The organism is Bacillus sp. ILBB4 (assembly GCF_035064545.1).
Classification (GTDB): domain Bacteria; phylum Bacillota; class Bacilli; order Bacillales; family Bacillaceae_H; genus Priestia.
The window spans coordinates 156,743-175,341 of record NZ_JAIQVD010000001.1; the positions used below are offsets into that span (position 1 = coordinate 156,743).

Sequence of the window (18,599 nt, forward strand, 5' to 3'; positions counted from 1 at the left end):
ATCAACCAGCGGCTACATAAATCAAAGCAGCTAATACGTTCGGTACTGCAATACCTCCAAATCGTTTTGCATCTTCAACTCGGCTCACCTTGCGCGTCTTTTTGGCTGAAAAGAATGTGCCTGTACTTCCTAGCACGATACTGTCAATAAGGTATGCCGAAGCTAAAACCAGTGATACTGCTCCCATCGTGCCTGACACAAAATAGAGATAGCTCCACTTCCCTGTAAAAGCAGCAAGAGCAAGAACAATCCCGACCATCACGATACCTGCTATAAATCCTTTCTTAATCATTGCATCCCTCTCCCCTTCCTACTTCTTAATTTTTACCATATACTTCTTTTTTTGTATAACACCTTACATTTCATTCTACTACACTCACATTCTATGGTAAAATTAGTAAGAGAGGTGGTACATATGAAAAAACGTCAAGGAATCACGCTGCTTTTATTTATACTCGGAGCAGCCTCTATTTCTTTTGGGATGGCTTTAAAAAATATCTTTCCTTATTCCCCTGCAGCTGGCTGGATTCTAGGGACACTGCTTTTGCTAGGAAACTCATTTTATACGAGAAGATACTTACATAGAAGGTCAATTAAGAAGTAAATATCCGCCCCGAGCCGTATATACAAACCTTCATTCGGTTATGGTAAAATAGATAAGCAAAAACTGGATGTAAGGAGATTTTGAGTTTGAAAACAGGATTAATATCTGGCATTATATCTTTAATTATTGTGATTATCATTTCTATTACAGCAGGCAACTGGCAGTATATTTACTATATTTCAGGCCCTCTTGGCATATTACTTACGGCAATTGCACTCGTAACCTTACTGGACGCATTTCGTTTTGAAACGAGAGGGCCTTACTTTACCCCTGTCCGGCAGCGAGAGGATACAGAATGGATGAAACGCTTTATTATTGCAGCTGTTCCTCATTTAGTTGCTTCATGTATTTGTATCTTATTTTTATAGAAACCAAAAAGCCAATGAATGATCTTCATTGGCTTTTCTTATTTATTATATTAAATACCGCGCGACATACCGTAATAATCAATACGGTAATCCACAGCTCCTTCTGCAAATACATTTACAGCTGATTTGGAATCTTTTTTCGGGAATACCCGGGAAGTGAAGACAATTTTGCCGCCGTTTATATAAATTTCGACGATGCTTTTGTCGACAAATACGCGAACATCGACTTCGTTTGACGCTGTCCATTTTTCAGAGCGAACCACACCATATTCCGTTGCATATTGATGGTGGAACGAAGAGCGGTCGAGTCGCACTTCTTGCTTTTCTGTATCAAACACGAGGCGAAGCTCTTCTTCTTTACTATTAAACAGCTCTAAACCAAACTGTTTGGCCGCTATCTCGCGGAACGTCATATTGATTTCATATGCATTGTTTGTTGCTTCATCAATGATCACTTCTTCATTTTTTAGCGTTCCTCTAAAATGAACCGCTTGATCTCGAAGCTTATTTAACTCTTCTACAGGCTTTTGAACAAGTTCATTTCCTTCAAGCGCAAGCTCACGAGGAAGCGTTAAGGCATGGGCCCATCCGTATTCGTCTGACGGGTAGTCAACGTCCGGGTTTCCAATCCATGCAAACAGCAAGCGACGTCCGCTTTCATCTTGGAACGTTTGCGGTGCATAAAAGTCAAACCCTTTATCAATTTCACGGTAATACTCCATTTCAAACGTTAAACTTTCCACATCGAATGTTCCCACCGCGTAAATCACATTATAAATATTATGAAAATCGTGGCCATCCGCTTTGATTCCTTGCGGTGAAAAGACAAACACATCTTTTCCGTCCAGTTTAAAGTAATCCGGGCACTCCCACATATAGCCAAAGTCAGGAAGCGATGTTTTAACTTCGCCTTTAAATGACCACTGAAGCGCATCGCTTGATTCATACACAATTAACGCGCCCGTTTCGTTTTCACGCTGAGCGCCTAGCAGCATATAATATGTATCATTTTCTTTCCATACTTTCGGATCACGCACATGTCCTGTATACCCATCAGGAACGCCTCGTACCGCTGGATTATGCGTGTATTTTTCCACACTTCCATCCCTGTTTAGCATCGCGATACATTGATTAGCTGAACGTGAGCCGTCTTCGTATTTTACATTCCCCGTATAAAACAGCAGCCCTTGACCATCTTTTTCAATCGCGCCGCCTGAGTATGCGCCGTGCGATTCATATTCTTCCGTTGGCGTTAACGCAACCGGAAGGCGTTCCCACGTTACTAAATCCGTAGATTTCACATGAGCCCAGTGCTTCATTCCATGCATCGCACCGTACGGATACCACTGATAAAACACGTGATATTCACCGTTTAATTGAATCAATCCGTTCGGATCATTCATCAGCCCGTACTGTGGATGAATATGATAAATCGGCTGCCAGCTGTCTTTGATTGCTTTCTCTTTTAATTCTTCTAACTCTCCAGAGTTTGCTTCTAAAATTGTTCTGTACTTTGATTCAGCCATCTCTTCAATCCCTCCAGCATCTAAAAAAAAGAGAACGTATTCTCCTTGCACTCTATGATATAAAATTTCAAGTGAAAATGCTACCAAAGAACGAATGTTGTCGTTTTCTTGTGTCGGATTTTATAGATAAGTTTTTTTCTGTTTTTATAGCAGAAAAGAAGGTTTTTCTGTCAGGTGGTTGAATACTATATACAATCAAATTTCACCAGCCTGTACGAGCGTCCGACGGCACTTGCAGATTTTTTTAGCGAATCATTTGCGTTTTGCAGGAAGTATTCAACAAAATGGTAAACCCTTCATATTACATATTATAAAAGGAGGAAATGTCATGACAAAAGAAAACGTAAAAGAAACAGTAGGTAAAGAAACAAAAGTTGGAAGCAAAGAGTTATTAGTCGGCACGTTAGTAGGCAGCGTAGTGGGTGTAACAACAGCTTTACTAGTAGCGCCAAAGTCAGGAAAAGAGCTGCGTGCTTCTATTCAAGACGGAGCGAATCAAGCACTTGCTAAAACAGGTCAAGTGAAAGAAACGGTATATGCAAAAGGCCAAGACCTCAAACAGCGCACGGCTCGTCTTTCACAAAAAGTCTCCGAACAGTCTTCGCAAGTTGTCAACAAAGTGAAATCTCTGCGCACTGCTAAAGAACAGCCGCTTGCAGAAACGGCTGCAGCAGAAGAGCTTGAAACGACAGAAATCGTTCAAGATCCTGTTCTTGAAGCTGAAGCGGTGCAAGAAGAATTAAATACAATTACGCAAGAAGTAAGTGACTTAGAACAATCTGTCGATGAAACAAGACGTTAATAACAAGCTGTAGAGATATCTCTACAGCTTTTATGCATATTCGCTATCCTTCCTTCCACCCTTCAAAAAAGTAGCCTTCGTACGGACACGGCTCTGATTCCGGCAGTTCTTCATAACGCTGTCCGCTGTAATACTTCGCCAGCACAATCTTAGGCTTAAAAGCTGCTACCCCTTCACTGTCTTCTTTTTCCGCTCCGCTTTCTCTCATCAAACAAAAAATATCCCTTCCCGCAAACTCTCCGTACCCTTGATAGCACGACTCATAATAAACTTTACCAGGTGTTACCAAATAACACTCCCGCTGCCACGACGGCTGCTTACTGTAGACACTCGCAATACTTATTCCACTCACTGCACACTTCCAGCTGCAAATTCCAACCATACAACGCCTCCAACGACTTGATAGTCTATTCATCTACAACTTTTGATGAAATCAAACATCCTTTGAAATGTACAGAATTTTATCCTCGACCAAAAACCTATACTACCAGATATCCTGTCCCCTTGACTTCACCCCAAAAGGTTCACCCATGCGGAAGTTGGCAGCCCGCAAGGGAGGGCAACTTCCGCATAGGTCTAGCACTTTATACTTGGCTTCCCTTTAGCCAAGTATAAAGTGCTACATCGATAAAAATATAAAAAAGGTCTGATAAATCGACCATTTCTGGTGATTATCAGACCTCAAGTTTTTCTGCATTTGAGCGGCTTATTTGCTGTTCAAGCGATTTAGCCAGCTGTACGATTTCGTGATCTACATATTTTGTTTTGATTTCTTCGATTTCCATTAATGTTTTAGAAAAGCTTTCTGCGTTATTTCCCTGTCTGTGCTGCACATCTTTAAAGAAATCAAGCAGTGCCTCGTTAGACTGCGTTGGACGGCTAAAATCAATCGTGTACATTTTGTACCCCAGTGTTAAATTTGTTGTAGTTGTCATAATTATTTCCCCCATTCTTCCTATAGTGATATATCTTCTACTCTTTACCCTTTAATTCCTTCTTTTTAACCTAAATTAATTATTTTTTTCAAAAAAACTTCCCATTATAAGAAAAAACACCCTTATAACAAGGATGTTAGAGTATTCTTCCCTTCGGTACAATTCCAGATGCAAAGTCATCTTTGAACTTAAAGCTAGCAGAATTGTTTTCCGTTAGAAAATGTATTTCCCATTTAAAGACCGGATATTCGGGCTTGTACATTTCTACTTTCTGATCGGGATTTTCTTCTAATCTTGCAATTACTCGTTTGAACCCTTCATATGCAATCCACCAATCGCTTCCGGTTTCATCGGTAATAAAACAAATAGAGCCGTCAATTAAATGAAGATTTTGCTTGATATCATCAGCATTTGTAAAATACGCATTTCCAAACGCGTTCAGACAATGATCGCAATAACCTGCTTTGCCTCCGTCTTTATAAATCCAGTGCGCGATTGGCTCACTGCAGTCTTTACACGTATTCGTCACTTCTTGAAGAAATGTTTTTCCGCTCCACTGTTCTTTTTCATTTTCAAAAACGGTCCATACTAAATAGCTTTCCGTTTGTTCTGAAATAAAAAGGCGAAACGGCTCGTCTCGATGCCAAAAATGAATATTTTGTTCATCTGATTCTTCAAAGTCAATGACAAAATTATCTCGTTCCAATATATGTCGAATAACATTGGTTAAAAAGGTAACATCCATATAAGGACCTCCCGTACTAGGCGTGACTTCTAGTAAAAATAGCATTTATGAGTTAAAACATATCACGCGTGCTGAAATAACGTCAACGATTACCTCTTGCTTTCTCCGAAAACTGGAAAAGAAATGGTCAAACGCGTTATAATGGTAGTCATGTTGAAACGGAAAGGAGATTTTATGAAGTTTACCGTTCAATCAACTGCACTTTTTCTTCTCTTTTTTATTTGTTTAAGCGGCTGTTCTGATAATGCCGAGCAGTCAAAAAAGCCGGCCGGCTATTTAGTTCAAGGGCGCATTTTAGAAGTGAAACAAGATGAAATTCTTATTGCAAACGTCATTCCGCGAGATACCGCGCTTGACTATACAACAAAAGAAATACTTGGTTCTAGCGATGTACAGCCTATTTATGTAAAAATTCCGGATAATCAAACATACAAAAAAGGACAGCTCGTTAAAGCTTGGCTTAAAAAAGACAAAAGCGTTCAGTATTCCGTTCCGGCAAAAGGCGAAGCTGTTGAAGTCCACATTTTAAAACAGCCTTAGAAAAGCTCCTGTTACGGGAGCTTTCTTCGTGTCAGCTGACGTCCGGTCCGATTCATTTTATGCTGTTCAAAATCCCATTTTTCTAAAAAGCGCTTTGCTGATATATAACCAGATTCATATAAAAATTCGATTTCTTCTTCCTTTAAGGCAAAATCCGTTGCCGTAATCACCCCGGTTGGAATTTGCACCGTTCGTTCTTTTGTCTCCGCGTTCAAATACCGCAAATCGTGAGCTTGAAGCATCGTTGTAAACATACTTTTAAATAAATGGACCGGCGTCGGAATAACAGCGGCTGTATCAATTTCTTCTTTTACAAATCGAAAACCAAATGTCGGGAAACGCGGATGCTCCGTATCAAACAGCCAAATCGGAAAATTGCTTAAAAGCGCTCCATCGACAATGTATGACCTCTTGAACCCTTTGGATTTCCAGATGACGGGACGAAAGAAAAAAGGAATGGACGCACTCATCATCACGGCTTGTGAAATCTTCATATCGCTTGGCTGCATTCCGTAGCGAGGCAAGTCGTCAGGCAGCACAAGCATCTGTCCGTTCGAAATGTCTGAGGCAATAATTTTCAGCTTATCTGCCGGCAAATCCGCAAACGTTTCAATTCCTTTTTCACGCAGCAAACCGTACACCCATTTTTCCAAATAATCATTTTTATAAAAACCTAAATGAATCATTAATTCAATTAAGTTCCCAATCAGAGGAATTCGGTTAATGATCGTTTTCCCGCGAAACTTGACATAGTCCATGTTTTGAAGCTCCTTGCGAATTTCACCACTTTTATAGCCGCTCGCCAAAAGAGCCGCAATTAACGAGCCTGCTGACGTACCTGCTAGACGCTGCCATTCTACGTTGCTTTCTTCCATCGCTTCAATCGCACCCGTGAATGCAATTCCTCGAACGCCTCCCCCTTCAAATACAGCATCTGCTTTCACATCTTTCCCCTCCCCTGCAACTTTCTAGTTTTTATATACCCTTTTTTATATTCAGGTTTTCGCTACTCCATACCTTTTATTTTCCCAACAAAAAAAGACTGTTTCATTTATCGAAACAGTCTTTTCTTTACAGTCGCTTTATTACCATTCGATAGTAATTCATTGTCAGCCAGTAGAAAAGAAAATAAATAATCCCGTATACTGCATCCGCTATTAAAACAGGAACTATCAGACTTTCACCGATTAAGTTTGTAATGACCTTCAGCGCAAATAGACTGTGCAAGATGGCAATTACTAAAGGCAAACCAAACGTAAACAGCTGCTGCTTTCGCACGGCGCTCCTCATTTGAGACACTGAAAACCCAAGCTTACGCAGTACTTCAAATCTTTTGCGCTCTTGTTCAGCTTCTGAGATTTGCTTAAAATAAATAATACTGCCCGTTGCCATCAAAAAGACGAGCCCTAAAAATCCTCCAATAAAAATAAACAATCCTTTACTCATTAAGCCTGCCTGAAACACATCATAGTATGAAGTACGGCTTTCTCCAGCCACTTTTGCGATTTGATGATAGTTCTTAGTAAGTTCATTTTGTTTGTTTTCATCATCCGTATTAAACACGTACACCGCTTGCTTTTGTCCAGCCTTTGAAAGTTTGATAAACGTGTCGTGATTGACTACAAACTGATAGCCGGCACTTTCAGAGTCAAGAATAAGTGAAGGTTCTGATTTAACGACTTTTAAAGCAAGCTGTTCTGATTTGTTCAGCTGCACAACTGCCGTTTTACCTGTACTAGGCTTAAACACTTTTCCTTTTGCCATCGAATCAAAAACAACGGTTTCGTTTGCACTTAACGAAGGAACCGAAACGCCGTTTTTCCGCACTTCTTCTTCATCTAAAAAACTGATTCGCTCACCATCCCCGTAATAACCAGATGTAATAAATCGAAAATCCGATAAATCAGCAGAGTGCTTCACGATATGATAGACATACTGATTTGATTGGATATCTAGCGCATCCAGTACATCCATAAATTCTTGCGCTGCTTTTTTGCTGTGCAGCGTATAGTCATAAGGCTGCATGCTTCTGGCGTCGGCTTTTGTGTTATAGTACGAGGAATACGTCACACCAACTGCTACAAGTGTAGTAGCCGACAAGATCGTAATTAGGGTTAACACTCGTGCATTTGCTTTAATTCGATACATCATAGTAGAAACACTTAGCATATTTGCAAACGAATAATATCCGCTTGCATGCTCTCGGTAAAGTCCCATCAGCCACTCAATTGTGGCTTTAAAAAGTAAAAATGTACCGAAAATGACCGAGAACAGTACAACGGCTACAATTAGAAAAAACTTAGGCGTCACAATGTTTCCTGATGAAAGGTAGTACCCGTAGCCAACGAGTAAGATACCAAGTCCTCCCACTACAATTGATCGCTTTGAATTCATTTTATTTACGCGTTCACTTTTGCTTTCTGCTTGAAACAGATCTAATAGCGTATAGCGGTACATAATAAAATAGCCTTGAAACGATATAAAAATGGTAACAATTAAAAACACTACGGCTGTTTGTAAAACCGCTTGAAGAGAAAATGTGAGCGTAATAGAAAGCGACAGTCCCATAAGCTTTAGTAAAAACAGCACAAACAGCCTTGAAAACACGGTACCTAGTAAAATACCGACCACCAGAGAAGAAATCCCCAGCAGCATATTCTCATAGAAAATCATTTTTCCAATCGTACGTTTTTCAATGCCGACTAAATGATACAGCCCGAGTTCTCTCTTCCGCTGCCTGATAAAAAATGAATTTGTGTACCAAATAAATACGACAATAAAGGTAAGCAGAACGTAATTTGAAGCATTAAAAATGCCCTGCAGCCTCAGCTCTTCTCCAATAACCTTTGAAATCGATTGGTCGTACTGAAGCGTAGCAAACACATAGTACACAATAATGCTAAAAATCATTGAAAAGAAATAAAGGCTGTACCGGCTAATATTTTTGCGCATATTCTTTTTAACAAGATCAAATACGGTCATAGCCTTCACCGCCTAATGCGCCTTGAATGTTCATAATTCGTTTAAAAAATGCTTGTCTCGTTTGTTCGCCTTTAAACAGCTCCGTATAAATTTGTCCGTCTTTAATAAACAGCACGCGGCTGCAGTAGCTTGAAGCCAGCGGATCATGCGTCACCATAATAATCGTGGCACGGTCTTCTTGATTTAGTTGCGACAGCTTTTCAAGCAGGCTTGAAGCAGCTTTGGAATCAAGAGCTCCGGTAGGTTCATCGGCGAAAATAACGGCTGGATTCGTAATCATTGCTCTCGCTGCTGCAACGCGCTGTTTTTGTCCGCCAGAAATCTCATACGGGTACTTATCCGCCAGCTCATAGATGCCTAGTCGCATTGCGGTGTCTTTAAGCTTCGCTTCCATCTCTTTCTTAGACATTTTTGTAACCGTAAGCGGCAGAAGAATATTTTCTTTTACCGTTAACGTATCCAATAAATTATAATCTTGAAAAATAAACCCTAAATGATTGCGTCTGAAAGCAGACAGCTTCTTATCTTTCATGAGCGCCACGTTTTCCCCTTGAATCCATACCTCGCCATCGGTTGGACGGTCAATCGTTGAAAGAATGTTCATCAGCGTCGTTTTTCCCGCTCCAGATGGTCCCATAATACCGAGAAACTCTCCTTCTTCGATTGTAAAATCAATTCCTTTTAGCGCTTCGTATACATTTCCTCTTGATCCAAACGTTTTGGTTACATTTTTTCCTTCAAGAACAATGCTCACTTTTCCTCCTCCTTTCGTTCTTTTGTAGGCCACACGCTTTTCACTCGCTGCGGCAGCTCATTTTTTGTTATAATGTCATATTTCCGAACTTCATTACCTCGAATGAAAAGGTCAATAACCGTTCCTTCTTTTAACTGTTTAATCGTTGTAAATGTTTGAAACATTGTTTGTCCTTTTTCGTTTATCACTGAAATTGTATATTGAACTCGTCCATACTCATCCACTTTTTTTGCTTCTTTTGGGATAATCCCGTATTGATGCTCCGTTGCGGCTTTTTGATAAATCTTTATTCCTCCTATAGCTGCTCCTACAACAAAAAGCAGAGCTAAGAGGCTAACCCACTTTCTCTTCATGTACGTTCCCTCCTTGTGTATAGCTCTATCTTACTTTGAAACAAGGAAAGATTCGTTTGAAGCAGATGACAATCTCAGCGTGCAATCTTACATTTTTGAAAGGTTATCAAAAGAATTCGGTTTGTAGAAGGTCAGAATCACCGTGGTTCCTTCGTGTAAAAGTGAATTCACCTCTATTTGATGGCCAAGAGCATCTGTAATTTTTTTTGAAAAATACAGTCCTAGCCCTGTAGCTCCCTTCGTTTTTCTTCCCGCATTTCCTGTGAATCCTTTTTCAAAAACCCGGGGAAGATCTTGAGTTGGAATCCCTTTCCCTTGATCAGCGATAAATAACTTTACGTACTTTGGCGTTTCTTCACTAAAAAAAGAAAGCTTTCCTTCTAGAGGGCTATATTTAATGGAGTTAGACAGCACTTGCCTCACAACAAACTGCATCCACTTTGGATCAGTGTGCACCAGTATGTCTAGATTTTTTTCATCAATATGCAGTTTCTTTTCAATACACCACTTTGAGAAGTACGCAACGTTTGGAAAAACAAGTTCACTTAGCGACACTGCCTGCACCTGATAATCTTTTTCTAAGTACTGCAGGCGTGCAGAATATAAATTCTGATCTACTAATCCGTCAATTTTCATCCACTCATCTTCAATATCCTTTAGCCAAGGCCATTTATAAAGCTCTGTACGATGAGCATTAATAAGCAGCTTCATCGCAGTAAGCGGCGTCTTGATCTCATGAACCCAAGTCGTTACATATTCCTGCTGCTCTCGCTGCTGTACGTGAAGAGCATGAGTTTGTCTGCGATACACACGATCTATATGCTGCAGCAGACTCAGCATATCTTCATCTGCTTTCGTTCTAACGTATGAATGCATTTCTTGTAAATCGTACGCATCATGATCATGCCGCAGCATTAAGCTTAACTTTTTTAGAAATCTTCTTTCTTTTATTCCTCTCCATAAAAGAAACAGAATCAGCAGACACAGCGTTAAAAGATTCAAATACCAAAACGAAGTGGACGATACCTTAATATCATACTCAAGCAGCAGCAGAGCATCGATTACACTCAGCCATATAAGAACAAATAAAATCCAGCTTAGCCTTTCTCTTAAAAAACTTTTCCACATCTTAATTCACCAAATATCCTTGGCCTTTTTTGGTCACAATTTTATCATTCAGCCCGATGTCTTCCAGCTTGGTGCGAATGCGTGTGATGTTGACAGAAAGCGTATTGTCACTTACAAATTTCTCATCTTCCCATAACCTTCGCATAAGCTCTTCTCGCGATACAATCTTGCCTCGTTCTTCCAAAAGAAGCCGTAAAATAAAAAATTCATTTTTCGTTAAATGAATTTCTTGATCGTTGTAATGCAAACTTCCTTTTTTTAAGTCTAGCACCGCGCCGTTCCAATCGATAACGTCTGAAATCGTGTCTCCATATGAATACGTTCTGCGCAGAAGCGCCTGCACTTTAGCAACAAGAACATCCAAGTTAAACGGCTTTTGAATATAGTCATCTGCCCCAACATTCATTGCCATAACAATATCCATTGGATGTTCACGAGAGGAAAGAAAGACGATAGGAGTTTTTGAAACTGTACGTATTTGCTGACACCAGTAAAACCCGTCATATACAGGCAAATTCACGTCTAAAATAACAAGCTCTGGGCTTTCTGCAATAAATACTTCCATTACCTTTTGAAAGTCTTCTACTCCAGCCACTTCAAATGACCACTGTTCAAATTTCTCTTTTACTAATTCATATATTTTATCATCGTCTTCTACAATTAAAATTTTCATACATTCACCTCTGTATTGTCCTATATATTATGTATAACCCACTGTTGAATACTCTCTTAAAAGCTCACCTAATTCATTAGCATGACAGCAATTTTCTTAAAAATAAACCATTTATTTCTGTAAAACGAAGAGTGAACGAGTATTATCGTAGTGTAAACTTGTATATGTTACAAGTTTCTCTGTTCAAATACTACAAAATAATGACAATATCGTTAATAAGTAATCTTTAAACTCCATTAAATGCTCATTTTTTGTTACTATAGTATATAAGATGAAAACTTAAACTAATTTGACATGTGGATATGTAAAAAGGAGCTAGTTATCGATGAGTGTACCCAACAAATTACGCGACAACGCAATGGTGATGTTAAAAGAGACAAGCCGAACATTTTTTATTCCAATTAGCCACTTGCCGGCAGAATTGCAGGATGCAGTAGGATCTGCTTACTTATGTATGAGGGCAATTGATGAAATTGAAGATCACCCTGAGCTAGAAGCCGGTGTAAAAAGCCGCTTGCTTTACGCCATTAGTGACCTGTTAAAAAAGTCTTTTAACGAAGACGAGTACATGGCATTAGTAGGTCCTTATCAAGCTGATTTACCTGACGTAACGCTTCAGCTCGGCAACTGGATTGCGCTTTGTCCGACTGGAGTTGCAGATCAAGTATTAGATGCAACTTCTATTATGGCCAAAGGAATGGCCGATTGGGTAGAAAAAGACTGGCATATTGAAAATGAAGCGGATTTAGATGACTATACGTTCTACGTAGCTGGTCTAGTAGGCGTGATGCTTAATGACATTTGGAAATGGTATGACGGCACGGAAACAGACAAAGAATTAGCCATTGCGTTTGGACGCGGCTTGCAGTCTGTTAATATCCTGCGTAATACCTCGGAAGATTCAGAGCGCGGAGTCAGCTTCTTTCCTAACAATTGGAGCAGAGAAGATATGTTTGCCTACGCTCGCCGCAATCTTTCACTAGGAAAGAAATATTTAGAAGATGTCAAATCGCTTCCGATCCTTCATTTCTGTAAAATTCCGTTAGCGCTTGCTGATGGAACATTAAACGCCTTGATGAAAGGAAAAGAAAAAATGACGCGTGACGATGTAAATAAAACGGTAAATGAAGTTGTGGATATGTAAAAACAAAAACACGGAGCCCCTGGGTTCCGTGCTTTTTATATTTCTACCTGAAGACTTTCATATAAAGCGACGAGTTCTCCTTGAATAATAGGGTAGTGTTTCAGGGTCGGAACACTTGAAAGCTTTGGCGCTCGTTTTTGCTCAGCTGCTGCAGCTAGCTGAGCAAATGTTTCTTGAAGCTCTCGTTTTTCCGTTTCTGAAAGCTCATATCCTTCAAACGACGCAAGAAGCATATAACCTAACTGCTGTGTAGCGACAACTGCAGGCCACAACCCTTCCAGCTTGACGGCCGTTTTAGAATATTCTCCAATCACATTATCGTACAGCGCCCGAAGATTAACGAGTTCTCCTTGAAGCTTATTTCTTTCTCGTTTAATTCTTTCTTCATCTTGTTCGGTGCTTAGCATTTCTAAAAACTGTCCTTCTTTTCGTATCACATCTCCGAGCAAATATGGCAAACGAAGTGAAGAAGCTCGTTTGAAAATTAATACCGTGCCGACCACTCCAATAATAGAACCAATGACAATATCAATCACTCGAGCAGACGTAAAGTAGCTAATCGCTTTATCAGGATGACCGCTTTCAGCAATTAAAAGAGCATTCGGTGTGATAAAGAGCGTGCCGAGCGCGTAGTTTTTGACAATTACAATTTCAATCGTCGACTGAAGCACAAAGACAATGAGCGCAATGACGATTCCCGTTGGTTCAAGCATTAGAATCCCGGTTCCAATTAAAATACCTAAAATGGTTCCGACAGAGCGCTGAATACCTCGCTGAACCGTTGCACGAACGGTTGCTCCAAGCATCACTCCTGCGCACGTAAGCGGAATCCAGTAAGACCTTGGAATATTTGTCGTGTAGGCAACCGCTGCGGCAACAATCATAATAATTCCGTAGCGCAAAGCGTTTTTAAGCACATACGAACGTTTGTGAAAAGCAGCTTTTAACCGTGTTTTTACGCTGCCTTGTGAAAACTGAATATACTCCGTTTCTTTTAATTCTTTCATTTGAAGAACGTCATTTACATCCAATAGCAATGTACGCAGCTCTTCTTTGATGGACAGCTCTTCAATTTCTTCTCGAACGTCTCGAATTTTTTTATGTTTTTTTAACGTGGCCATTTCGGATGCGAACGTTTCAATCACTGCCTGTGCTTTTTTAGAAACAGCTGGATTAAAATCGTTCGCAGCGGCCATCACAAAGATAAACAGCCCTTCGGCTTTTTGATTTAATAAAAACAGACGATGCGCAAACGATGATTTTTTTCGATTAATTTTCGCTTGTTTCATCGCTGTTTCCGCTGCCCGAAGCTCGACAACCGTTTTATGCTGCTCGGCGTGAAACGATTCCGTACCAAGAGACCCGACAAACGAAGCTAGCTGCCTGTACGCTTTCGCCACAGCGGCAGTTTCAGGTCCGCGCGGGTTAATAAGCCAGCCGCTCATGCTAATGCACCAAGATAGTGTCCCTCCTAAAAAAACGAGTCCTGCGTGCAAAAAAACAGCCTGCAAATTCGGCGCTGGAATGCTCGTACTCACAGCAAATGAAAGGACAAAAAACATGGCAGAAGGTCCTGGAATTTTTAAGGCTCCGAAAACATAAACCGATACAGCTCCAATAACACCAAATAAAATAGTTTTCATCCAAGCTACGTCAGCAAATAATGAGCCGAGTGTAAAACAGAGCGTAACGCCAAGCAAAGCTAAAAATAACTTAACGGCACGCTGCGCGTAAGGCTCATCTTTTGTATATAGATATGTAAAGCCGCCAATGCTTGCAATGAGTCCGTACTGCAAATGATCAAACAAAATTCCTATCAAAATCGGCAGGCTTGAAGACAAACCTGAGCTGATTCCTCTTACCCACGGAGAAGAAGCGTGGTTAAAGCGAAAAGCAGCTTTGATTCCCGGCGCTTTTGGAGAAGCCTCAATTTTATGATGAATTTCCGTATGATTATATGTTGGTGACTTTTTGTCATCACTCACCTTGACCTCCTCCTTTCTCTCCATATATCTTTCCTGTTCTTAAAGCGTGATAAACCTAAAAAACGGCTGTTCCTATCCGTATTGTGTTTAGGAACAGCCGTTTTTATCCTTATAAGCAGCCTATACTAAAACAAAAAGCAGATGAAACGAATGTCTCATCTGCTTTTTACTAACAGCTCTACTGCTTCTTTTACTAAGTTTTCGGTATTCTCGCCTTTTTCAATGCTTTCTCTTACGCATTGTTCAAGATTGGTGCTGACAATAACACCCATTGTGCGATCAATTGCGCTTCTAGCTGCTGAGAGCTGTGTCACAATGTCACGGCAGTCTTTTCCTTGTTCCATCATATTTAAGACGCCTTTTAACTGACCTTCAATTCGTTTTAAACGATTTTTAACTTGCTTATCATATTCCATCATACTACTACCTCCGCTCGTGCATGATTGCGTTTCTTGCTTTTAAGCTGTACGCATGAAGTAAATGTATACACAACTTTATACCTGTTAGGGTATGATGTCAAGTAAAGGAAGTTTAACATAAATGTTAATACTTGTTTACACTGTATTTATTGTCCTGTAATCTAAACTTAGCAATCTGAGAGTATAGTTAAGCTGTAAAAACGACTTATACTGGAGGTTTGAAATGGCTACATACGGGAAAAAATTAATGGCAAGTCTATTCATTATCATGGCATGTGTTTTAGGGTTTATGGGACATGCAGCTTTTTTAGCTCCTGAAAAAACGGCAGCTGAAGTAAACTACGATGCAACGCTTTATTTTCCGTTAGACCGATATCCTGAAACGGGTGATCATATTCGTGACGCGATTGCCGCTGGGCACTCTTCCGTTTGCACAGTTGATCGCGACGGTGCTGAAGCTAACCGGGAAGAATCGCTGAAAGGATATCCGACAAAAACAGGCTATGACCGTGATGAATGGCCAATGGCTATGTGCGAAGAAGGCGGAGCAGGAGCTGACATTCGCTATATTTCACCTTCTGATAACCGCGGAGCCGGCTCATGGGTTGGAAATCAGTTAGAACAGTATCCAGATGGTACACGCGTACAATTTATCGTTCAATAATAGCAGAACAAGCTTTACTTTGAAGAGGTGAAATCATGAAAACAAAATGGAAAGAACAAGAGCTAACCATGTCTTATCATCAGTTTACGCTGTTTCAAAAAGGACAGCCAAAGCCCCATCACGACTGGAGTGATGAAGATATTCAAAAAGGATATGTCGCAGATGATAAAGCTATTTCATTTGAAGCCGTATCGAACACAAAAGCCATTATTGAAGTGTGGGTAAACGAAACTCCAGACGTATCACAGGCTGAAAAGACCACTCGCCTTCCTTTTCACGTCGAAAGCGATGGGATTGAAATCAAAAGCGTCCTATCTGAAACCTTAAGCTATGATATTCCAAACGGGTATTATTACGTCACATGCCTGACCATTCCTCTTCAAGAAAAAACAAACTCAGGCCTTTATTTGGTGAAGTATTTGCTGCATTTTGAAAGTCAATAAAAGAAGGCAGCCTACTGGCTGCCTTCTTTTATTGACTTTGGTATTCATAAGTTTCTTTATTTGATATAAACGGGCTGATTTCACCAAGCGAGAACAGGTGCAGCTCATGCATCGCTCTTGTACATGCTGTATAAAATAAATTTCGCTCGTATTCATCTTGGTAACATTCACTCGATGCATTGTAAATGATGACGGCATCAAATTCAATTCCTTTTGCTAAGTAAGCTGGCAGAACAAGCATGCCTTTTTCAAATGAACTTGTTTCTTTTGTCAGCAGCCTTGCAGACATCGCTTCAGGCAGTGCTTGGAATGCCTGACGACTTTCCTCAGCTGTTTTGGCAATAACAGCAATCGTTTTATAGTTTTGCTGCTTCAATTCATTAATTTTGTGTATAATTGCCTCATGCAGCTTTTGCACGTCGCCTGTAGCCGATACGGTCGGTTTCGCTCCGTCTCGATTAAACGGCTCGATTAAATGACCGTTTGCTACCATATCCCTTGAAAATTCGACAATTTGACGTGTTGATCGGTAGCTTCTCGTAAGAGTCAGCGTTTCTGCTTCTTTCTCTTCGTACAGTTCGCTTGAAAGAATGGTCGGTGCGTTCAAGGCGTGCGCATAGATCGCTTGATTCAAGTCTCCAAGCAGCGTCATTCTGGCATGCGGAAACAGCTCTTTTAAAAACGCCAGCTGAAACGGTGAATAGTCCTGTGCTTCATCAATAAACAAATAGCGAATGACAGGGTTGGTTTTACGCCCTTCAATTTGATCTTTTATATATAAGTAAGGCGTTACGTCTTCATAAGACAGCTTCATGTTCATGACTCTTTGCACCGTGTTTTTAGCAGTGTCTTCCCATCCCTCTACGTGGGAAAAAAGGTGATTTCTTTCAAACAGCTGCATATAGATACGGCGAATGTCGATAAATTTAAGCTGTTTGATGGCTTGCTTAATAAATTTCATTTTTTTAGCTACAACCGCTTTGGCTAAATACGCTTGTTCCCGGTCAAAGTCGTCAAATGAACTTTCCGTGTAGCCTTCCTTTTTCTGCAGGTGCTGATAGGCCTCTACATAATCTTCTTTTTCTAAAAGCTGAATTTCTTCTTGAACCCAATCTTTTTTGCGCTCAAGCTTTTCAAGCTGATTAATGAGTTTAAGCGCCCATTCCGCAACGAGCTGCATCCTGTTAGGAATGGAAATTCCCTTATCAAGCGAATAGAAATAAGACAGCAGACGCCGAGCAGATAACACGATTTCGCCGCGAAACTTAATGTTTTTAAAAATGATGTCTTTAGTAGACAGTTCTTCAATATACGCATCTACCTGCTTTTTAAATTCACAGCTTGCCTTGTAGCGAATTTCCTGCATTTTTTGCTTTTTTGCCGCAGCATCTTTTTCCGTTAGCAAATATTCGATTTGCACGAACAAGTCCTCCACTTCAAACTCGTTTCCTAACCGGCCATCGGCATATTGCTGAAACGTTGTTTGTTTCATATTGTCTTCTCCAAGCTCCGGAAGAACGGTTGAGACGTAGCTGTTAAAAAGCGGATTTGGTGAAAACAGCATCATGTTTTCTGCAGTCAGCTGCTTTCGGTGATGATAGAGAAGATAAGCCACGCGCTGAAGAGCTGCAGACGTTTTACCGCTCCCTGCTACCCCTTGAACGATCAGCACTTTATTTTTTTCATTTCGAATAATTTGGTTTTGTTCTTTTTGAATAGTCGCTACAATACTTTTCATTTGACTGCTTGCATTGTGTCCGAGCACTTCTTGAAGCAGCTCGTCTCGAATGGTAATTCCTGTATCAAACATGCTTTTAATTACGCTATTTTCGATAATAAACTGACGCTTTAGCTTCATCTCGCCTTTAATCGCTTCACCTGGCGTTTCGTATTGCGCTTTTCCCGGTGAATAATCATAATAAAGACTCGAAATAGGTGCACGCCAATCATAAATTAAAAACTCTTCATCTTTTTGATCCATTAAAGAGCCCACGCCCACATAAATAGCTTCCGCTTCTTTTTCGCCATTTTCTATAAAATCAAAACGTCCAAAATAAGGGGATTGCGTTAGTTTTTTTAATGTTTTTAATTGATCATACGCTTGTCTATGGGTAATTTCACGTTCAGCTAAAAGTTCTGCCTGCTGCTTAATACTCGTAAATGTCTCAATCACATCATCCGGCTCATCCATATTAACCGTGACATCGTCCCAAAACGTGCTTCGCAAATCGACAATTTCGCCTTTTACGTTTCCTACGCTTTTGCCTATTTTTTCAGCTTTTTGGCTGATTTCTTCTACTACCCAATCAACTCGCTGCTGTTCTTCTGTTAAATTTTTGTCTTTCACTTATCCACACCCCTTACACACGTTACCCGATAACAGAACTTGTTACCGGGTAAAAGCGATCGTTGTTTATTTTTTTCAGAGTCTACATACTTCCCTACTGAATTCGTAAATCCCTGCTATGTAACCATATTATGTCTTAATTTCCACCGTTAGTATACTGAAAAATAATGAACTCCACAACAAAAAG

General features: G+C 40.2%; 21 protein-coding genes. 7 read left to right on the forward strand and 14 right to left on the reverse strand.

What is annotated here, in order from left to right:
- Nucleotide 1: 1 nt before the first annotated feature.
- Nucleotides 2-292 carry a hypothetical protein gene (locus LAV82_RS00960; protein WP_211077516.1) on the reverse strand — a complete coding sequence of 97 codons (291 nt, stop codon included), beginning with the start codon at nucleotides 290-292 and terminating at the stop codon, nucleotides 2-4.
- Nucleotides 293-415: 123 nt separating this feature from the next.
- Here LAV82_RS00960 and LAV82_RS00965 point away from each other — a divergent pair, with 123 nt between their 5' ends.
- The gene (locus LAV82_RS00965; protein WP_013058545.1) at nucleotides 416-604 is read left to right on the forward strand and encodes a hypothetical protein; all 189 of its coding nucleotides are present in this window, start codon (nucleotides 416-418) and stop codon (nucleotides 602-604) included.
- Between the two features lie 86 nt (nucleotides 605-690).
- Complete coding sequence (locus LAV82_RS00970) at nucleotides 691-972, forward strand: hypothetical protein (RefSeq protein WP_013058546.1); 282 nt, start codon at nucleotides 691-693, stop codon at nucleotides 970-972.
- Nucleotides 973-1,022: 50 nt separating this feature from the next.
- On the opposite strand, the gene LAV82_RS00975 is transcribed toward LAV82_RS00970, so the two are convergent.
- Nucleotides 1,023-2,498, reverse strand: a complete 1,476-nt coding sequence (locus tag LAV82_RS00975) for a glycoside hydrolase family 32 protein (protein WP_499715467.1) — start codon at nucleotides 2,496-2,498, stop codon at nucleotides 1,023-1,025.
- A gap of 328 nt (nucleotides 2,499-2,826) precedes the next feature.
- Between LAV82_RS00975 and LAV82_RS00980 the strand changes: the two genes are divergently transcribed.
- Nucleotides 2,827-3,300, forward strand: coding sequence for a YtxH domain-containing protein (locus LAV82_RS00980; protein ID WP_211077514.1), 474 nt, complete (start codon nucleotides 2,827-2,829; stop codon nucleotides 3,298-3,300).
- Nucleotides 3,301-3,343: 43 nt separating this feature from the next.
- Here the strand turns inward: LAV82_RS00980 and LAV82_RS00985 are convergent, their stop codons facing one another.
- From LAV82_RS00985 to LAV82_RS00995, 3 genes are all read right to left on the reverse strand, one after another.
- The gene (locus LAV82_RS00985; RefSeq protein ID WP_211077513.1) at nucleotides 3,344-3,682 is read right to left on the reverse strand and encodes a hypothetical protein; all 339 of its coding nucleotides are present in this window, start codon (nucleotides 3,680-3,682) and stop codon (nucleotides 3,344-3,346) included.
- A 292-nt stretch (nucleotides 3,683-3,974) separates the two neighbouring features.
- Nucleotides 3,975-4,235 carry a hypothetical protein gene (locus LAV82_RS00990; protein WP_013058550.1) on the reverse strand — a complete coding sequence of 87 codons (261 nt, stop codon included), beginning with the start codon at nucleotides 4,233-4,235 and terminating at the stop codon, nucleotides 3,975-3,977.
- A 136-nt stretch (nucleotides 4,236-4,371) separates the two neighbouring features.
- The gene (locus LAV82_RS00995) at nucleotides 4,372-4,980 is read right to left on the reverse strand and encodes a hypothetical protein (protein WP_499715469.1); all 609 of its coding nucleotides are present in this window, start codon (nucleotides 4,978-4,980) and stop codon (nucleotides 4,372-4,374) included.
- A gap of 174 nt (nucleotides 4,981-5,154) precedes the next feature.
- Between LAV82_RS00995 and LAV82_RS01000 the strand changes: the two genes are divergently transcribed.
- Entirely contained in the window at nucleotides 5,155-5,520 is a 366-nt protein-coding gene (locus LAV82_RS01000; protein WP_013058552.1) for a DUF3221 domain-containing protein, read from the forward strand.
- An 11-nt stretch (nucleotides 5,521-5,531) separates the two neighbouring features.
- Here LAV82_RS01000 and LAV82_RS01005 read toward each other — a convergent pair whose 3' ends face one another.
- The 6 genes from LAV82_RS01005 to LAV82_RS01030 form a co-directional block, all read right to left on the reverse strand.
- On the reverse strand, nucleotides 5,532-6,464 hold the full coding sequence (locus LAV82_RS01005) for a patatin-like phospholipase family protein (protein ID WP_499715470.1): 933 nt from the start codon (nucleotides 6,462-6,464) through the stop codon (nucleotides 5,532-5,534).
- A 127-nt stretch (nucleotides 6,465-6,591) separates the two neighbouring features.
- On the reverse strand, nucleotides 6,592-8,502 hold the full coding sequence (locus LAV82_RS01010; RefSeq protein WP_499715471.1) for an ABC transporter permease: 1,911 nt from the start codon (nucleotides 8,500-8,502) through the stop codon (nucleotides 6,592-6,594).
- On the reverse strand, nucleotides 8,489-9,256 hold the full coding sequence (locus LAV82_RS01015; RefSeq protein WP_211077509.1) for an ABC transporter ATP-binding protein: 768 nt from the start codon (nucleotides 9,254-9,256) through the stop codon (nucleotides 8,489-8,491). The genes LAV82_RS01010 and LAV82_RS01015 overlap by 14 nt, the downstream gene beginning before the upstream one ends.
- On the reverse strand, nucleotides 9,253-9,609 hold the full coding sequence (locus LAV82_RS01020) for a DUF1093 domain-containing protein (protein WP_499715472.1): 357 nt from the start codon (nucleotides 9,607-9,609) through the stop codon (nucleotides 9,253-9,255). The genes LAV82_RS01015 and LAV82_RS01020 overlap by 4 nt, the downstream gene beginning before the upstream one ends.
- 87 nt (nucleotides 9,610-9,696) lie before the next feature.
- A complete protein-coding gene (locus LAV82_RS01025; protein WP_499715474.1) occupies nucleotides 9,697-10,737 on the reverse strand; it encodes a sensor histidine kinase in 1,041 nt (346 codons plus the stop codon).
- Between the two features lies 1 nt (nucleotide 10,738).
- Nucleotides 10,739-11,410, reverse strand: coding sequence for a response regulator transcription factor (locus tag LAV82_RS01030; protein ID WP_013058558.1), 672 nt, complete (start codon nucleotides 11,408-11,410; stop codon nucleotides 10,739-10,741).
- Nucleotides 11,411-11,735: 325 nt separating this feature from the next.
- On the opposite strand from LAV82_RS01030, the gene LAV82_RS01035 reads away from it, so the two are divergent.
- Complete coding sequence (locus LAV82_RS01035; protein WP_029323747.1) at nucleotides 11,736-12,554, forward strand: squalene/phytoene synthase family protein; 819 nt, start codon at nucleotides 11,736-11,738, stop codon at nucleotides 12,552-12,554.
- Between the two features lie 35 nt (nucleotides 12,555-12,589).
- Here LAV82_RS01035 and LAV82_RS01040 read toward each other — a convergent pair whose 3' ends face one another.
- Both LAV82_RS01040 and LAV82_RS01045 read right to left on the reverse strand, forming a co-directional pair.
- A complete protein-coding gene (locus tag LAV82_RS01040) occupies nucleotides 12,590-14,539 on the reverse strand; it encodes an FUSC family protein (RefSeq protein ID WP_064472035.1) in 1,950 nt (649 codons plus the stop codon).
- 155 nt (nucleotides 14,540-14,694) lie between these two features.
- Nucleotides 14,695-14,955, reverse strand: coding sequence for a metal-sensitive transcriptional regulator (locus tag LAV82_RS01045; RefSeq protein WP_013058561.1), 261 nt, complete (start codon nucleotides 14,953-14,955; stop codon nucleotides 14,695-14,697).
- A gap of 292 nt (nucleotides 14,956-15,247) precedes the next feature.
- Between LAV82_RS01045 and LAV82_RS01050 the strand changes: the two genes are divergently transcribed.
- Both LAV82_RS01050 and comJ read left to right on the forward strand, forming a co-directional pair.
- Nucleotides 15,248-15,622 carry a NucA/NucB deoxyribonuclease domain-containing protein gene (locus LAV82_RS01050; RefSeq protein WP_228540951.1) on the forward strand — a complete coding sequence of 125 codons (375 nt, stop codon included), beginning with the start codon at nucleotides 15,248-15,250 and terminating at the stop codon, nucleotides 15,620-15,622.
- A 35-nt stretch (nucleotides 15,623-15,657) separates the two neighbouring features.
- Nucleotides 15,658-16,065 carry a competence protein ComJ gene (comJ, locus tag LAV82_RS01055; RefSeq protein WP_029323752.1) on the forward strand — a complete coding sequence of 136 codons (408 nt, stop codon included), beginning with the start codon at nucleotides 15,658-15,660 and terminating at the stop codon, nucleotides 16,063-16,065.
- A gap of 28 nt (nucleotides 16,066-16,093) precedes the next feature.
- Here comJ and helD read toward each other — a convergent pair whose 3' ends face one another.
- Complete coding sequence (gene helD / locus LAV82_RS01060) at nucleotides 16,094-18,412, reverse strand: RNA polymerase recycling motor HelD (RefSeq protein ID WP_499715475.1); 2,319 nt, start codon at nucleotides 18,410-18,412, stop codon at nucleotides 16,094-16,096.
- Nucleotides 18,413-18,599: the final 187 nt, after the last annotated feature.

Bases quoted from the DNA above. Each gene is read 5' to 3' on its own strand.
- LAV82_RS00960 (WP_211077516.1), bottom strand. From the start codon at position 292: ATGATTAAGAAAGGATTTATAGCAGGTATCGTGATGGTCGGGATTGTT.
- LAV82_RS00965 (WP_013058545.1), top strand. From the start codon at position 416: ATGAAAAAACGTCAAGGAATCACGCTGCTTTTATTTATACTCGGAGCA.
- LAV82_RS00975 (WP_499715467.1), bottom strand. From the start codon at position 2,498: ATGGCTGAATCAAAGTACAGAACAATTTTAGAAGCAAACTCTGGAGAG.
- LAV82_RS00980 (WP_211077514.1), top strand. From the start codon at position 2,827: ATGACAAAAGAAAACGTAAAAGAAACAGTAGGTAAAGAAACAAAAGTT.
- LAV82_RS00985 (WP_211077513.1), bottom strand. From the start codon at position 3,682: ATGGTTGGAATTTGCAGCTGGAAGTGTGCAGTGAGTGGAATAAGTATT.
- LAV82_RS00990 (WP_013058550.1), bottom strand. From the start codon at position 4,235: ATGACAACTACAACAAATTTAACACTGGGGTACAAAATGTACACGATT.
- LAV82_RS00995 (WP_499715469.1), bottom strand. From the start codon at position 4,980: ATGGATGTTACCTTTTTAACCAATGTTATTCGACATATATTGGAACGA.
- LAV82_RS01000 (WP_013058552.1), top strand. From the start codon at position 5,155: ATGAAGTTTACCGTTCAATCAACTGCACTTTTTCTTCTCTTTTTTATT.
- LAV82_RS01010 (WP_499715471.1), bottom strand. From the start codon at position 8,502: ATGACCGTATTTGATCTTGTTAAAAAGAATATGCGCAAAAATATTAGC.
- LAV82_RS01020 (WP_499715472.1), bottom strand. From the start codon at position 9,609: ATGAAGAGAAAGTGGGTTAGCCTCTTAGCTCTGCTTTTTGTTGTAGGA.
- LAV82_RS01025 (WP_499715474.1), bottom strand. From the start codon at position 10,737: ATGTGGAAAAGTTTTTTAAGAGAAAGGCTAAGCTGGATTTTATTTGTT.
- LAV82_RS01030 (WP_013058558.1), bottom strand. From the start codon at position 11,410: ATGAAAATTTTAATTGTAGAAGACGATGATAAAATATATGAATTAGTA.
- LAV82_RS01035 (WP_029323747.1), top strand. From the start codon at position 11,736: ATGAGTGTACCCAACAAATTACGCGACAACGCAATGGTGATGTTAAAA.
- LAV82_RS01045 (WP_013058561.1), bottom strand. From the start codon at position 14,955: ATGGAATATGATAAGCAAGTTAAAAATCGTTTAAAACGAATTGAAGGT.
- LAV82_RS01050 (WP_228540951.1), top strand. From the start codon at position 15,248: ATGGGACATGCAGCTTTTTTAGCTCCTGAAAAAACGGCAGCTGAAGTA.
- comJ (WP_029323752.1), top strand. From the start codon at position 15,658: ATGAAAACAAAATGGAAAGAACAAGAGCTAACCATGTCTTATCATCAG.